10 protein-coding genes, 1 pseudogene and 1 riboswitch are annotated in these 14,822 nt (G+C 70.5%); of the genes and pseudogenes, 6 read left to right on the top strand and 5 right to left on the bottom strand.

The genetic code is table 11. The features are described from left to right. Positions 1 to 1,396, top strand: a 1,396-nt coding sequence (locus AWZ10_RS09780) for a DUF5691 domain-containing protein (RefSeq protein WP_060890881.1), incomplete at its 5' end; no start/stop codon positions are given. 261 nt (positions 1,397 to 1,657) lie between these two features. On the opposite strand, the gene icmB is transcribed toward AWZ10_RS09780, so the two are convergent. Next, positions 1,658 to 2,074 (bottom strand): coenzyme B12-dependent isobutyryl CoA mutase small subunit, encoded by a 417-nt coding sequence (icmB, locus tag AWZ10_RS09785; protein WP_046710002.1) that lies wholly within the window; start codon positions 2,072 to 2,074, stop codon positions 1,658 to 1,660. Positions 2,075 to 2,720: 646 nt separating this feature from the next. Between icmB and AWZ10_RS09790 the strand changes: the two genes are divergently transcribed. Continuing rightward, complete coding sequence (locus AWZ10_RS09790) at positions 2,721 to 3,581, top strand: lipase family alpha/beta hydrolase (RefSeq protein WP_060890882.1); 861 nt, start codon at positions 2,721 to 2,723, stop codon at positions 3,579 to 3,581. 400 nt (positions 3,582 to 3,981) lie between these two features. Next, a complete protein-coding gene (locus AWZ10_RS09795; protein WP_060890883.1) occupies positions 3,982 to 5,589 on the top strand; it encodes a M23 family metallopeptidase in 1,608 nt (535 codons plus the stop codon). A 111-nt stretch (positions 5,590 to 5,700) separates the two neighbouring features. Here the strand turns inward: AWZ10_RS09795 and pcrA are convergent, their stop codons facing one another. Further along, positions 5,701 to 8,211 carry a DNA helicase PcrA gene (pcrA, locus tag AWZ10_RS09800; protein ID WP_046703678.1) on the bottom strand — a complete coding sequence of 837 codons (2,511 nt, stop codon included), beginning with the start codon at positions 8,209 to 8,211 and terminating at the stop codon, positions 5,701 to 5,703. 241 nt (positions 8,212 to 8,452) lie between these two features. After that, a riboswitch (cyclic di-AMP (ydaO/yuaA leader) is annotated at positions 8,453 to 8,625 on the top strand. 9 nt (positions 8,626 to 8,634) lie between these two features. Between pcrA and AWZ10_RS09805 the strand changes: the two genes are divergently transcribed. After that, positions 8,635 to 9,840: a C40 family peptidase gene (locus tag AWZ10_RS09805; RefSeq protein ID WP_046703677.1), complete on the top strand. Its 1,206-nt coding sequence runs from the start codon at positions 8,635 to 8,637 to the stop codon at positions 9,838 to 9,840. A 29-nt stretch (positions 9,841 to 9,869) separates the two neighbouring features. Here AWZ10_RS09805 and AWZ10_RS09810 read toward each other — a convergent pair whose 3' ends face one another. Further along, positions 9,870 to 10,223, bottom strand: coding sequence for a hypothetical protein (locus AWZ10_RS09810; protein ID WP_046703676.1), 354 nt, complete (start codon positions 10,221 to 10,223; stop codon positions 9,870 to 9,872). 527 nt (positions 10,224 to 10,750) lie between these two features. Between AWZ10_RS09810 and AWZ10_RS09815 the strand changes: the two genes are divergently transcribed. Continuing rightward, positions 10,751 to 11,824 (top strand): C40 family peptidase, encoded by a 1,074-nt coding sequence (locus AWZ10_RS09815; RefSeq protein WP_060890884.1) that lies wholly within the window; start codon positions 10,751 to 10,753, stop codon positions 11,822 to 11,824. A 379-nt stretch (positions 11,825 to 12,203) separates the two neighbouring features. Here the strand turns inward: AWZ10_RS09815 and AWZ10_RS09820 are convergent, their stop codons facing one another. After that, positions 12,204 to 13,118, bottom strand: coding sequence for a response regulator transcription factor (locus tag AWZ10_RS09820; RefSeq protein ID WP_279616619.1), 915 nt, complete (start codon positions 13,116 to 13,118; stop codon positions 12,204 to 12,206). Beyond that, positions 13,115 to 14,440, bottom strand: a complete 1,326-nt coding sequence (locus AWZ10_RS09825; protein ID WP_046703674.1) for an ATP-binding protein — start codon at positions 14,438 to 14,440, stop codon at positions 13,115 to 13,117. The genes AWZ10_RS09820 and AWZ10_RS09825 overlap by 4 nt, the downstream gene beginning before the upstream one ends. A 130-nt stretch (positions 14,441 to 14,570) precedes the next feature. Between AWZ10_RS09825 and AWZ10_RS52880 the strand changes: the two are divergent. Next, positions 14,571 to 14,822 (top strand): annotated as a pseudogene (locus tag AWZ10_RS52880) (hypothetical protein); the annotation flags it as partial.

A 14,822-nucleotide genomic window follows, 5' to 3' on the forward strand; every position in this document is an offset into this window, starting at 1 on the left:
GACGCGGAGACTGACGACGCTGCTGGCCGACCGGCCCGGCGGCGGTGGCGGGCGGCGGGGCACGGCACCCGACCTGATGGAACTGCTGCCCCAGTGGCTGGCGTTGGCCAACGCACACGGTTACGCGCCACCTCCTCAGGCCCTGCCCGCGCTGCTGGACGCGGCTCGCGGCCGTACCGACCTGCGTCCGGCCGTCCTGGCCTTCGCGGGCGCGCGGGCGCTGTGGCTGGCCCGGCTGAACACGGACTGGCGTTTCGCGCTGCGTGCCGCGCCCGGCGGTGGCGCGTCCCTGCCCGGCCCGGACGAGTCCGAGCGGGTCCGGCGGCTCTGGCGGGAGGGCCTGTTCGCGGAGCGCGTCGCACTGCTCACGGCGATACGGGCCCGGGATGCCGCCCCGGCACGCGAGTTGCTGTCGGCCACGTGGTCGACGGAGCGGGCAGAGGACCGGCTCATGTTCCTCGACACGCTCCGCGCGGGTCTGGAGGCGGCGGACGAGCCTTTCCTGGAGGCCGCGTTGGATGACCGCAGCCGGAATGTGCGGGCCACGGCGGCGGAGTTGCTGTCCGCCCTGCCCGGCTCGATGCTCGCGGGGCGGATGGCGAAGCGGGCGACCGCGTGTGTGGCCGTCGACCGCACCGGCAGCACGTCGGCGGCTGCCGGAACACCCACGCTCGTGGTCGAGGCCCCGCACGAGTGCGACCCCGGAATGGAGCGTGACGGTGTGCTGCCCAAGGCCCCGGCCGGTCGGGGTGAACGTTCCTGGTGGCTGGGCCAGTTGGTGGAGGCGGCGCCGCTCGGTGCGTGGTCGCGGCGGTTCGGGGGGCGTACGCCGGAGGAGATCGTGGCGCTGCCGGTCGCGGACGACTGGCAGGGTGAGCTGCACGGGGCGTGGTGCCGGGCGGCGGTGCGACAGCGGGATCCCGGGTGGTCGCAGGCGTTGCTGGGGACGCCCTCCACGCCGGAGGCCGGCGGGCCGGGGGCCGTGTCGCTGGCCGAGCGGGCGAAGCTGCTGGCCACGTTGGAGGGCCGGGAGCGGGCCGAGTGGGTGGCGGGGTTCATCGCCACCCACGGGCTGTCGGAGGCGTTTCAGCTGCTCGGGGTGTGTGCGGTGCCGTGGGCTCCGCCGCTGGGGCGGGCCGTGGTGGACGCGCTCAACATCGCTCGGGACGCGGGGAGTTATCCCTGGAGTTTCAGCGGGGTGATGGGGCTGGCCGAGCGGTGCCTGGACCCTGCGGAGGCGGTGCGGCTCCAGCCGCTCACCGCGACGCCGGAGGACGCGGAGGACTCGGCGCCGGGGGCCGGTGGGTACTGGGCCGAGGCGTTCCAGCGGCTCGCGACGACGTTGCGGTTGCGGGCGACGATGCGGGCCGAGCTGGCGCCGCCGGGCGCCTCATAGCTCTGGGGTTCGGGTTCGGGTTCGTGCGCGAGTGCGGGTTCGTCGTAGTCGCTCGCGCAGTTCCCCGCGCCCCCAAGAGCCCAGGCCCTTGCGGGCCTGAAGGGCGAGGGGCGCAGCCCCTGCTTTTCGGGGGCGCGGGGAACTGCACGAGAACCCCCACCGGCCCCGCGCCCGAACACCCCGAACACCCCGAACACCCCGAACACCCCGAACACCCCGAACACCCCGAACACCCCGAACACCCCGAACACCCCGAAGAGCCTACGCCCCCGCCGACTGCCGTACGTTCGCCCGCACCCATTCCACGATCGACGCCGTCGTCGCTCCCGGTGTGAAGATGGCGGCGACCCCCTTGTCCTTGAGCGGCGCGATGTCCGCCTCGGGGATGATGCCGCCGCCGAAGACGAGGATGTCCTCGGCATCGCGCTCCTTGAGGAGTTCGATGACGGCGGCGAAGAGTGTGTTGTGGGCGCCGGAGAGGACGGAGAGGCCGATCGCGTCGGCGTCCTCCTGGATCGCGGTGTCGACGATCTGCTCGGGAGTCTGGTGGAGGCCGGTGTAGATGACCTCCATACCGGCGTCGCGCAGCGCCCGCGCGATCACCTTGGCCCCGCGATCGTGGCCGTCGAGTCCCGGCTTGGCCACCACCACGCGGATCGGACCGGCTGCCACACCCATCACTGCCTCCATGAAACGACTACACCAACCCGTAACAGAACATAGCCACACATGTCGCGCGAATCGCGCGAACCGTGCACATCAGCGCTTCAGGTCCATGGAACACCTACCCACACCGCGCGCCGGGAAAGTGAACGAACGTTATCTCCAACATCCCGTAACCGGCAGTTTCGCGGTGGAGGGCGAGGGGGAAATCACATGATGGGACACGTTCGCCGCGCACCGCTCCCGGATTCCGCGGCTCACGCGTCGCGGGGACCGAGGTGATCACGGAGGTGATCGCGGCATCCGGACCGTTTCCGGGCCGCCTGCCACAGGCCCTCGCGGCGTGCGGGCCACGGGGAAGCATGCGCAAAAGGAGAGTCGTCGGAAGGACGCCGCACCGCCCCACCGCCGCGGGAGATCACGGCGACCGGACGAATCGGCACCGGCAGACGGCAGAGGGCAGGGACAGCGGGGGGTCAGGAGAGCCGAACTCCCCGTCGCGCGATCGGCGCCTCACGCGCCGCACACGCACCGCACGTCACGCAAGCACAAGCACCGCGTCACGTCGCACCCACCACCCGCCGCCGTCCGCATCCGCGGCTCTCCACTAGGGCACACGGGGGACAGAGGCGTCCACCCGTCTGCCGACGGGAGGTCGGGCATGAAGGTCACCAGGGCGGTCGCGCCCCTTCTTCCGCTCTGCGAGCGGCTCCTGCCCACCCATCTGGCAGGCCTGTCCGTGGCCCTTCTCAAGGCGACCGCCCTGGAGTTGGCGATCCTTGCCGGGCACATGCTGCTCTATCCGTCCGGGATGACACAGGAGCGCCGGATCAGCCCCACGCTCCCCCCGGCCGACACCCCCCGGCTCCCCACCGAGGAGAAGCCCCCCGTCGTCCTGTTGCACGGATTCATCGACAACCGATCGGTCTTCGTCCTGCTGCGCCGCTCCTTGGCGCAGCACGGCGGCCGGCACATCGAGTCACTCAACTACTCGCCCCTCACCTGCGACATCCGCGCCGCCGCCGAGCTGCTCGGCAACCACATCGAGGACATCTGCGAGCGCACGGGCCAGGAGCGGGTGGATGTCGTCGGGCACAGCCTCGGCGGACTGATAGCGCGGTACTACGTGCAGCGGCTCGGCGGTGACCAGCGTGTCCGTACGCTCGTCACGCTCGGCACCCCGCACGGCGGCACCCGGGCCGTGCCGCTCGCGGACGCGCACCCGATCGTCCGCCAGATGCGGCCGGGTTCGAAGGTGCTGGAGGAACTGCGGGAGCCGGCGCCGGGCTGCCGTACGCACTTCGTGGCGTTCTGGAGCGACCTCGACCACGTGATGGCTCCGCTGGAGACCGCCTGTGTCGACCACCCGGACCTGATGGCGCAGAACATCCGGGTCACGGGCATCGGTCACCTCGCCCTTCCCGTGCACCCCGCCGTCGCCACCGGAATACGGCAGGCCCTCGACACCTCGCGGACCGGGGCCCGCACCGCCGCCCGCCCCGGCGGCCTGACCGTGGCGTGAGCCCTCGACCGCCGACGACGGCACAGTGACGCTCGACACAGGACTGCGAAACAGGGACGTAAGGCGATAAACACGGCGCACGCCCACGCGCCCCCGCCGCGCGCCGGACTCGCGACACCCCTCCCGACGGCAACAACGCGCCCCACCTCCGGCACGCCATCACCCCGCGAAACGTCTCACCCCGGTCGGCGCGGGCGTCCCACAACCCCCACACAGCCGCCCGCTATCGAACAACCCTCGAACGCAAGGCCAAAGTCGTACCCACAGACCACCGAAAGACGCTCGAATGCCCGTTTCCTGCGCGCATGAAACCCGTTGAAGATTGTCGCGCCCGCATACCGCCGGGTACAGTCACCGCACTGCTCTGCCAGCCCCTGTCGTCGAGGCGAAAGAGAAGTTGGTGAACGATCGTCACCCGTCGGGGACCGCAACACCCCCGGCTCCGGCTTCCGAAGCCGACCCGGCGCACTACGCGTCGTACGGCCACCAGGAAGCCACCCATGGTGACTTCACCACGTACGGCGATTATCCCGCCACCGGTTTCGACTCCGGCACCCACGCCGGCACCGGCACCTTCGCGGCCGATCCCCTCTTCGGCGACCTGCCGGGCAATGACGCCGGTACCGGCTCCTACGACGCCTCGCAGTGGTCGACGGGCAGCCACCAGACGCTGAACTACGACCCGTACGCCGCGCAGCACCAAGCCGTGTACGACACGGGCAGTTACGAAACGACGTCCTGGTCGGCCGGCTACGAACACCTCTCCCAGGTCCCGACGCAGTCGACGAGCCCCGACGCGAGCGGCCAGTGGGACGCGAGCGGCTGGCTGCAGGCCGAACAGGCCGACGAGGCGGGCCAGTCGGGGCAGTCCGACCAGACCCAGCAATGGGTCGGCACCCAGCACTTCGACACGGGCGCGTTCGACGCCACGCAGTGGAACAGCGACGGCACCCCCGTCGGCGACGAGCACGGCGGCTCCACCGCGGAGTCGTACGAACACGGCGGCGGCTCCCACGAGTCGTACGACGCCCACGAGCATCCGCAGACCCTGGTGGTGGACCTCTCTGCGGCCGAGGCCACGGACTTCCACCAGCAGGCGACGGCCACCTTCGAGCAGATCGCCCCGTACGACCAGGACGAACACCTTCCCTCGGACGGCGAGTTCGAGAGCGACGGCGCGGATCGCGCGGCGCTCCTCGACGGCGAGGAGGAGGCCACTCCGGCGGCCACCGGGAGCACGAGCCCCGGTCGGGCGACCACCCGTGCGGCGTCGCGGTCGCGTCGGAAGGCTCCGGCCAAACGTTCCGCCCTGCTGACCGTGGCCGTTCCGTCGGCCTGCGTCATGGGTGTCGCGGGCATCGCCGCGGCCTCGGTCGGCGCCACGTCGGACGACACGGAGACGACGGCGTCCATCAAGTCGGACGCCACCGCCGTGAAGCCGTCCACCGCCAACAACCAGCTCGACACCCAGTTGGAGAGCCTCTCCGCCGAGGCGGACGACTTCGCCGACCGGGCGAGCCGGACGCAGGAGCGCATCGACCTCAAGGCGCAGCAGGAGCTGGAGCAGAAGAAGGCAGCGGCCGAGGCCGCCCGCAAGGAGCGACTGCGGCCGAAGTTCGCACTGCCGGTCGCCAGGCACGGACTCAGCGCGTACTACGGGCAGTCCGGCGTCAACTGGATGTCCCTGCACACCGGCATAGACTTCCCGGTCTCGTACGGCACCACGGTGATGGCGGCGACCGACGGCACTGTGCGCACGCAGTGGAACCCCGCCTACGGCAACATGGTCATCGTGACCGCCAAGGACGGCACCGAGACCTGGTACTGCCACCTCTCCACGTACAAGGTCGCCTCCGGTACGACCGTCCAGGCCGGCGACACCATCGCCTTCTCCGGCAACTCGGGCAACTCGACCGGCCCGCACCTGCACTTCGAGGTCCACCCGGCGGGCGGCTCCGCCATCGACCCCCTGCCGTGGCTGCGCAGCCACGGGCTGGACCCGACGTAACAGACGCCGCGTCGGCCTCCGTTACGGACACCGACACCGAAGACCGGGCCCCTGCCGAGCAGGGGCCCGATGCGTGTCACCGCGGCCGGAACGCTCGCCGCGCGCAGCTCGCTACAGCTTCTCCACCGGCGCGTACCGCAGCAACAGCCGCTTGGGCTTGGTGTCACCGAAGTCGATCGTCGCCTCCGCGTTCGCGCCCGTGCCGTTGACGCCGACGACCGTGCCGAGGCCGAACTGGTCGTGGGTGACGCGGTCACCCACGGAGAGCGAGACCACCGGCTTCTCGTTGCTGCGGCGGGTCGCGAAGCCGGACGCGCCGGAGGCCGAGGAGCGGGAACGGGACGAGGACAGTGAGGACGCGATCCCGGCGGCCGGCCCCGAGGACACCGGCGCGGAGGCGCCCGTGCGCTTCCACTCCAGGTGCGTGGCCGGGATCTCCTCCAGGAAGCGGGACGGCGGGTTGTACGAGGGCTGACCCCAGGCGCTGCGGAGCGAGGAGCGGGTGAGGTACAGCCGTTCGCGCGCGCGGGTGATGCCGACGTACGCGAGGCGACGCTCCTCCTCCAGCTCCTTGGCCTGGCCGAGGGCGCGCATGTGCGGGAAGACGCCGTCCTCCATGCCGGTCAGGAAGACGACCGGGAACTCCAGGCCCTTGGCGGTGTGGAGGGTCATGAGCGTGATGACGCCCGAGCCGTCCTCCTCCTCGTCCGGGATCTGGTCGGAGTCGGCGACCAGCGCCACCCGCTCCAGGAAGGCGGGGAGCCCGACGGGCGTCGCTGCCGCCGCCTCGCCCTCACCTTCTGCGGCGCCGGTCTCCTGCTCGAACTCCAGTGCCACGGCCGCGAGTTCCTGGAGGTTCTCGATGCGGGTCTCGTCCTGCGGGTCGGTCGAGGCCTGCAACTCGGCCAGATAACCGGTGCGTTCGAGGACCGCCTCCAGGATGGTCGCCGGTCCGGCGCCGGACTCGACGACGGTCCGCAGATCCTCCATCAGCGTGTTGAACCGCTTGACGGCGTTCGTCGACCGGGCCGCCATGCCGTACGCCTCGTCGACGCGCTTCAGCGCCTGCGGGAAGCTGATCTTCTCGCGCTGCGAGAGGGCGTCGATCATCGCCTCGGCACGGTCACCGATGCCGCGCTTGGGCACGTTGAGGATGCGGCGCAGCGGGACGGAGTCCTCCGGGTTGGCGAGGACGCGCAGGTAGGCGAGGACGTCCCGGACCTCCTTGCGCTCGTAGAAGCGCACGCCGCCGACGACCTTGTAGGGCAGGCCGACGCGGATGAAGATCTCTTCGAAGACACGGGACTGGGCGTTCGTACGGTAGAAGACGGCGACGTCTCCGGCCTTCGCGTCGCCCGCGTCCGTCAGTCGGTCTATCTCGTCGGCGACGAACTGGGCCTCGTCGTGCTCGGTGTCGGCGACATAGCCGGTGATCTGAGCACCCGCGCCCGCGTTGGTCCACAGGTTCTTGGGGCGGCGGGACTCGTTGCGCTCGATGACCGCGTTGGCCGCGCTCAGGATGGTCTGGGTGGAGCGGTAGTTCTGCTCCAGCAGGATCGTCGTCGCGTCCGGGTAGTCCTCCTCGAACTGGAGGATGTTCCGGATGGTCGCGCCGCGGAAGGCGTAGATCGACTGGTCGGCGTCACCCACGACGCAGAGCTCGGCAGGGGGTACGTCCCACTCGTTGGCCGGTACGTCGACGGGGTGCTCGGAGGTGCCGACCAGCTCTCTGACCAGGGAGTACTGCGCGTGGTTGGTGTCCTGGTACTCATCGACGAGGACGTGGCGGAAGCGGCGGCGGTAGTGCTCGGCGACGTCCGGGAAGGCACGCAGCAGATTGACCGTCGTCATGATCAGGTCGTCGAAGTCGAGCGCGTTCGCCTCGCGGAGGCGGGACTGGTACAGAGCGTAGGCCTGGGCGAGGGTCTTCTCGAAGCCGTCGGAGGCCTGGGCGGCGAAGTCCTCCTCGTCGATCAGCTCGTTCTTCAGGTTCGAGATCTTGGCGCTGAAGGACTTGGGCGGGAAGCGCTTCGGATCGAGGTCCAGGTCACGACAGACGAGCGCCATCAGCCGCTTGCTGTCGGCGGCGTCGTAGATCGAGAAGGAGGACGTGAAGCCGAGCCTCTTCGACTCGCGCCGCAGGATCCGTACACACGCGCTGTGGAAGGTCATGACCCACATCGCGTTGGCGCGCGGTCCGACGAGGTGCTCGACGCGCTCCTTCATCTCGCCCGCGGCCTTGTTGGTGAAGGTGATCGCGAGGATCTGGCCCGGGTGGACCTGCCGCTCGCCGAGCAGATGCGCGATGCGGTGGGTGAGCACCCGGGTCTTTCCGGAGCCGGCACCGGCCACGATGAGCAGGGGCGAGCCCGCGTGGACCACGGCCGCGCGCTGGTTCTCGTTCAGCCCGTCCAGGAGCGCCGCCGCGTCGATCACCGGGCGGGGGGCACCGTCGCGGTAGTAGGCGTCCCGGTCCGGAGGCACGTCGAACTTCCCGCCGAACAGATCGTCCGGAAGCGGCTCCGGTACGTGGTCGTCCTCGGGCGGCGGCGGGGGTTCCTCCGCATGGCCGCGGGGGGCCTGGAAGTCCGCCAGGAAGCTGTCGTCAAAGAGGCTGCTCATCGCTCTCCGAGTCTAGGCGCCCCCACTGACAACGAGAGGCCACCCCGGAAAGTCCGTATTCACCACCCACCGCGACCACTTTGCGACGGTGAGCGATCGAACGTATCGCCTGTCGCACCGAAGAGGCTAAGGTCACGAAAACGTATCGGGCATATCGCACATCAACCTTCACACGGGCCACACGAGTTGGCTAGCTTTTTCCTTTGGGCCGTACGACCCAACCGGCGAACGTCGCCGGGCCGCACAGCCTCCGCCGAGTCCGGTACGCCTCCCGAGGCAGCCGGAGCCGGGGACCCACCGATCTCTGGGGTGAATCGACCCGACCGCCGCACGCGGCAAGGGTCGTAGGGCAAACCTTCCGAAGCTTGCGCCCGAACCCGACAGCTAACTCGGTAGGCGGACTACGGAAGGAGACGCCGAACCATGGCGCCGCACCGCAAGCCGCGTCCAGCCGGAACGCGCGCGGGCATACGCACCCCCGCTCTCGCCACGGCCGCCCTCACCTCCGTGGCCCTGCTCTCCCAGACGGCTACCGCCGCCCCCTCGGCCGACGCCAAGCCGAGCCTGGAGGAAGTCGAGAAGAAGGTCGACGCCCTCTACCGCCAGGCAGGTTCGGCGACCGAGAGCTACAACGCGGCCAAGGAGAAGACGACCAAGCAGAAGAAGCAGGTCGACACCCTCCTCGACAGCGTCGCCAAGCGCACGGAGAAACTCGACGAGGCGCGGGAGGAACTCGGTTCGTTCGCCGCGGCCCAGTACCGCACGGGCGCGGCCGCTCCCGACCAGGCCTCGCTGCTCCTGGCGGACAACCCACAGGACTACCTCGACCAGAACCAGCTGATGGACCGGTTGACGGACCGCCAGCAGGACTCCGTCGACGCGTACGTCACCCAGCAGGCCGAGGCGACGGAGCAGCGCCAGGAGGCGAGCGACAGCCTCGAACTCCTCACCGAGTCACAGAACACCCTCAAGGCCAAGAAGGCCAAGGTCCAGGCGAAGCTCGCCGAGGCCCGCGAACTGCTCTCCACTCTCACCGCCGGCGAGAAGGCCCGGCTCGCCGCGCTCGAACAGCGCGAGCAGGAGGAGGCCGACCGCAAGGCCGAGGAACTCGCGCGGCAGCAGGCGGCACAACCGACGACCCGGGCGCCCCAGGAGACCCCCCAGGAAGCCCAGGGCGGCCAGGGAACCCTGGAGGAGACCTCCACCGGCGCGGAGACGTCCACCGACGCCACCTCCGAGACCGTCGCCCCGGCCGAGGACTCGACCTACGCCTCGAAGGCCAACAAGGCTCTCGCCCTCGCCCGCGCGCAGATCGGCAAACCGTACGTCTGGGGCGCGACCGGCCCCGGCTCCTACGACTGTTCCGGCCTCACCCAGGCCGCCTGGAAGGCCGCCGGCGTCGATCTCCCCCGCACCACCTACGACCAGGCCACCTCCGGCACCACCGTCTCCCTCGCCAACGCCAGACCCGGTGACCTGGTCTTCTTCTACGACAACATCGGCCACGTCGGCCTCTACATCGGCAACGGCATGATGATCCACGCCCCCAAGCCGGGGACGTACGTCCGCGAGGAGTCGGTCTTCTACGACGGGGAGTCGTCGGTCCACAGCGTGGTGCGGCCTGCGTAACGGCACGGTTCACGAAGGGGCGTGGGCCCTCAGGTCCAGAGCACCGCGATGAAGATGTTCGCGATGGTCAGCGCGCCCACCAGACCGAACAGCGGCTTCTCCACCGTCTCTTCGTCCCGTTTCACGTAGACGAGCCCCAGGATCACGATCAGCAGCGCCAGTTTGACGCCGATCTTGATGTTGTTGACGGGCTGGTCGTCGGCCTGGTTGAGGCCGACGAGGAGCACGCCGGTGACGAGCATGGTGAGGGCGCCGTGGAGCATGGCCGGGACGAAGCGGGCGGCGCCCTGGCCCATGGCCTTCATCTGGGTGAGGAATCCACCCAGGAGGGAAGCGATGCCGATGATGTGGAAGGCGACGAGGATGTGGATGAGTACGTCCATGCGCGGAGCCTAATGAGAGGCCTGTGTCCCGCCGGGCACCGGGGCGGCGGCAGTGACGTACCCCCGGCCCCCAGATGGCACTTCGGGACGTCTCTGGCGTCCGCGGCGTCCGCGGCGTCCGTTGGACGGGCCGCGATGATCTTGCATATATGCGCCGTATAGCACCACCGAACCCCCTTAAGGTCCGAAATAGCCGCATCGGTCATCGCGCAGCGTGAAGCCGATGGCGCCAGGGCGGGATCACGGTCACATACGGTCACCTCACGATCGGTGCACGTCACTTCCGCACAACGCGTTACGGTGCGCTCACAGTCAGGTTTAACGTCCTCCCTCAGGTGACCGGCTCCCCACCGCCGCCCTGGCCAGGGGCGGCAGTCGGACACCACCGCCGAGAAGGTCCGGCGGCGTCCCGCTCCCCCTGTGCGGGCCGCCGCCGGACGTGTAACCGCTTCCCCCCAGGCGGTCCGTACGGACAGACGATGTTCGTACTGCGGACGGCGGTCGTACGGAGAGGACATGGACTCCACGTGGCAGCGCACCGCAAGCCCAGACAGCGCTCACTCGGCGGCCACACGGTCCGCACAGCCGCGACGTTCGCCCTCGCGGGCGCGGCGACCGCGACCGGTTTCGACGGCACCGGGCACGCCGATCCACAGCTCACGCCTGACCAGGTCAAGGCGAAAGTGGACAAGCTGTACCAAGAGGCTGAGGTCGCCACAGAGAAGTACAACGGCGCGAAGGAGAAGGCCGACAAGGCCCAGGAGAACCTCGAAGAGCTGCGCGACCAGGCCGCCCGCCGCACCGAACGGCTCAACTCGGCACGGGACGAACTCGGTTCGCTGGCGGCGGCGCAGTACCGGGACGGGGGCATGGACCCCTCCTGGCAGCTCGCGCTCTCCGCCGACCCGGACCAGTACCTGGACGGCGCCGCCCTCGCCGAGCGCATCGGCAGCCGGCAGTCGGCGGACGTGGCGAGCGTAAGGAAGCAGTTGCTGGAGATCGAACGGCTGCGCGGGGCCGCCCGCGTCGAACTGGGCACGCTCAAGACCCGGCAGACGGAGCTGAAGCGGCACAAGAAGACCGTCACCTCCAAGCTGACAGACGCGCGGCAGCTGCTCGGCCGGCTCACCACCGAGGACCGCGCGCGGTTCGACACGGCGGGCGGGGCCGCGGGACACGTCTCGCGCTCCTCCGCCTCGTCCCGGCGCAGCCTCACCGGCCCTGTCTCCCCCGCCACCGCCGACGCCCCCGACTCCCGCGCCGCCGCGGCCGTCTCCTACGCCTACTCCAAGCTCGGCAGCCCGTACGTCTGGGGCGCCACCGGCCCCAACGCCTTCGACTGCTCCGGCCTCACTCTGGCGGCCTACCGCGCCGCCGGCGTCTCCCTCCCTCGCACCACCTACTCCCAGATCAACGCCGGCCGCCGCGTCGCCCGCTCCGAACTCCTCCCCGGTGACCTCGTCTTCTACTACTCCGGCATCAGCCACGTGGGCATCTACGTCGGCAACGGCCAAATGATCCACGCCCCGAACCCCTCGGCGCCGGTACGCATGGCACCCCTCGACGAGATGCCGTACGTGGGGGCCACACGGGTGGCGTGAGCCGGGCGGCGGCGGGCTCCCTGAAAAGCCGGGGGCCTCGGGCCGACCCTTGCGCCGGGGCGGCTCGGACCGACCGACATCGAACGACGAACGGGGTGACTCGGCTCGGGCCGCGGTCGAGATTGACCACCGAGTGCAACGCCGCCTCTGCCCGAACCTCCGAGCTCATCCTCAAGGCCGTCCTCGACGGCCGTCCTCGACGGCCTTGAGGCCGGAACGCGCGACCGCGATGGCGACCAGCCGACCCCGGCGGCGTGCTGGCGACGCCAACCCACCAACCCGTCCCGTCCACCCGTCGCCCTCAGGTCGTCCCTCGACCCAATCAGCGGCTCTCTGACGGCCGCCCACCGGTACCGGCGACAGCACCTGTGCCCACCCCTCACACCAAGCGTCGCGCCGTCGCCCACCTCGTCAGCTCATGCCGGTTGGAGAGCTGCAACTTCCGTAGCACGGCGGAGACATGGGACTCCACGGTCTTCACCGAGATGTAGAGCTGCTTGGCGATCTCCTTGTACGCGTAGCCGCGGGCGATGAGACGCAGTACTTCGCGCTCACGCTGGGTGAGCCGGTCGAGGTCCTCGTCGACGGGCGGGGCGTCGGTGGAGGCGAATGCGTCGAGGACGAAGCCGGCCAGGCGCGGGGAGAAGACCGCATCGCCCTCCTGGACCCGGAAGATGGATTCGACGAGGTCGGAGCCGGTGATCGTCTTGGTGACATAGCCGCGCGCACCGCCCCGGATCACACCGATCACGTCCTCCGCCGCATCCGACACGGACAGGGCGAGGAACCGGACGGGCTGCTCGGCGTCCGCCATCAACGCCGAACAGCGGCGCAGGACTTCGACACCACCGCCACCGGGCAGATGCACATCGAGGAGGACCACCTCGGGTCGCGTAGTGGTGATCACCGAGACCGCCTGGTCGACGTCGGGCGCCTCCCCGACGACCTCCACCCCCGTACGGTCCGTCTGCCCGATCTCGGCCTGCACTCCCGTACGGAACATCCGGTGATCGTCCACCAGCACCACCCTGACGTGCCGCCCGGGCCCGGAGACACCGGCCCCGGTCCCGGCCGCAGCGGGCAGCCCGGCCGTGGCGGACTTCCCGGGTACGGCGGTCACGCCGGAATCGCCGGCCGTGGTGGTCTCGTCAGGCGCATCGGGCCTGGCGGACTCGCTGGGCAGGCCCTCGGCCGGATCCGTGCCCCGCACGGTCGGACCTCCCTGCTTCCTGTCCGGGCCGGTGCCCGAACCGCCCTGTGCGGCAAGGTCGTTCGCCCCGTTCGCGTCACTCATGACGTCGTCTCCGCCCTCTCCATCTCCAACTCGACCTCCGTGCCGCCGTCCGGCACAGCGCGGAGCCGTGCCGTGCCTCCGTTGCGCTCCATGCGGCCGATGATCGATTCTCTGACGCCCATGCGGTCGGCGGGTATCGCGTCCAGGTCGAAGCCGGGACCGCGGTCGCGGACCGACACGAAGACCGTCCTTCCCTCGACCTCCGCGAAGACCTGCACGGCGCCGCCCTCGCCACCGTACTTGGCGGCGTTCACCATCGCCTCGCGCGCGGCCTGCATCTGCGCGGTCAGTCCTTCGTCGAGGGGGCAGTCGCCGACGACGACCACCTCTATGGGGACGCCGTGCTTGTCCTCGACCTCCGCAGCGTTCCGCCGCACGGCCTCGGCGAGGGTGTCGGGCTCGTCGGCCTCGTCCTTTCCTGTGCCCTCGGGTTTGTACAGCCAGTTCCGCAGGTCGCGCTCCTGCGCGCGGGCGAGGCGGCGGACCTCGTTCGGGCTGTCCGCGTTGCGCTGTATCAGCGTCAGCGTGTGCAGCACCGAGTCGTGGACGTGGGCCGCGACCTCCGCGCGCTCCTGGGCGCGAATGCGCATCAGGCGCTCCTCGGAGAGGTCCTGGGTCATACGGACCAGGTACGGTCCGGCCAGCAGCGCTATGCCCACGAGGACCGCGAGCGCGGCCTGCAACACCGAGCCGAGGTGGGCGGCCGAGCCCTGCAGGACGAATATCCCGGACACTCCCGCGGTGACCAGCAGGACACCGGCCACGGAGCGGAGCAGCGTGATCGTGCGCCGCCGACGGCCGACCTCGGCCCAGCGGGCCCGCCGCGCGTTGTCCGCCTGACGCCAGACCAGGGCGACGCCGGCCGCGACGAGCACGGTCGGCCAGAGATAGGCCCTGGCGGCCTCTCCGAGGTCCACATTGCCGACGAAGACCATGGCCACGACGACCATGAGGAGGAGGGCGACCATCTGGCCACGGTCGGGCTTGCGGGCCACGAGCCTGCGGCGGCCGTCGGGAGAGGTCTCGGTGGAGATGGCCGGGGGCCGCTGGTTGTCTACGCCTCCCACACCGAGCGGGACGAAGAACCAGAAGGCCGCGTAGACCAGGGCGCCGAGGCCGTCCGCCAGGAAGAGGCCGGCGAACACGAGTCGCACCCAGGTCACGGGCAGGCCGAGATGTCCGGCGAGCCCTCGCGCCACGCCTCCGAGCCAGCGTCCGTCGCTGCTGCGGTAGAGCTTGCGCGGGGGCCGCGGAGTGTCGACTGGCAGTGCTGCGGCTTCCGGCATGCCATCGATGTTCACACGCACGGCGGATCGAGGCATCAGGGTCGACCCCCGAGACGCCCCTGATCTTCGGCCCAGCCGTGATCGAACGCATCCCCGGGCGGATATCAGGGTTCGACCAGGGTCATCCCGACTGCCATCGGACCGGCTCGGCGGTCACGATGGACGCATGACGGATCACCAGCACGCGGCAGCGGAGCCGGGCCCCGGCTCGGGTCCGGACGCCATGCGGCCGGCCACCGAGCCGCAGGACGCCGTGCCCCCACCGGGCAAGGGGGCAGAAAAACCGCGCGCACACGGGGACGCGGGCACACACCCGCACACGGAGGCGGGGCCGCGGGCGGGCGCACATCCGCACACGGGCGCGGGCACACGGGCGGGCGCGGGCACACCCGCGGATCAAGCGGCCACCACCGACCCT

Source organism: Streptomyces europaeiscabiei (assembly GCF_001550375.1).
Classification (GTDB): Bacteria; Actinomycetota; Actinomycetes; order Streptomycetales; family Streptomycetaceae; genus Streptomyces; species Streptomyces europaeiscabiei.

Coding starts and splice junctions, on each gene's coding strand:
- icmB (WP_046710002.1), bottom strand. CDS start 2,074: ATGGGTGTGGCAGCCGGTCCGATCCGCGTGGTGGTGGCCAAGCCGGGA.
- AWZ10_RS09790 (WP_060890882.1), top strand. CDS start 2,721: ATGAAGGTCACCAGGGCGGTCGCGCCCCTTCTTCCGCTCTGCGAGCGG.
- pcrA (WP_046703678.1), bottom strand. CDS start 8,211: ATGAGCAGCCTCTTTGACGACAGCTTCCTGGCGGACTTCCAGGCCCCC.
- AWZ10_RS09805 (WP_046703677.1), top strand. CDS start 8,635: ATGGCGCCGCACCGCAAGCCGCGTCCAGCCGGAACGCGCGCGGGCATA.
- AWZ10_RS09810 (WP_046703676.1), bottom strand. CDS start 10,223: ATGGACGTACTCATCCACATCCTCGTCGCCTTCCACATCATCGGCATC.
- AWZ10_RS09820 (WP_279616619.1), bottom strand. CDS start 13,118: ATGAGTGACGCGAACGGGGCGAACGACCTTGCCGCACAGGGCGGTTCG.
- AWZ10_RS09825 (WP_046703674.1), bottom strand. CDS start 14,440: ATGCCTCGATCCGCCGTGCGTGTGAACATCGATGGCATGCCGGAAGCC.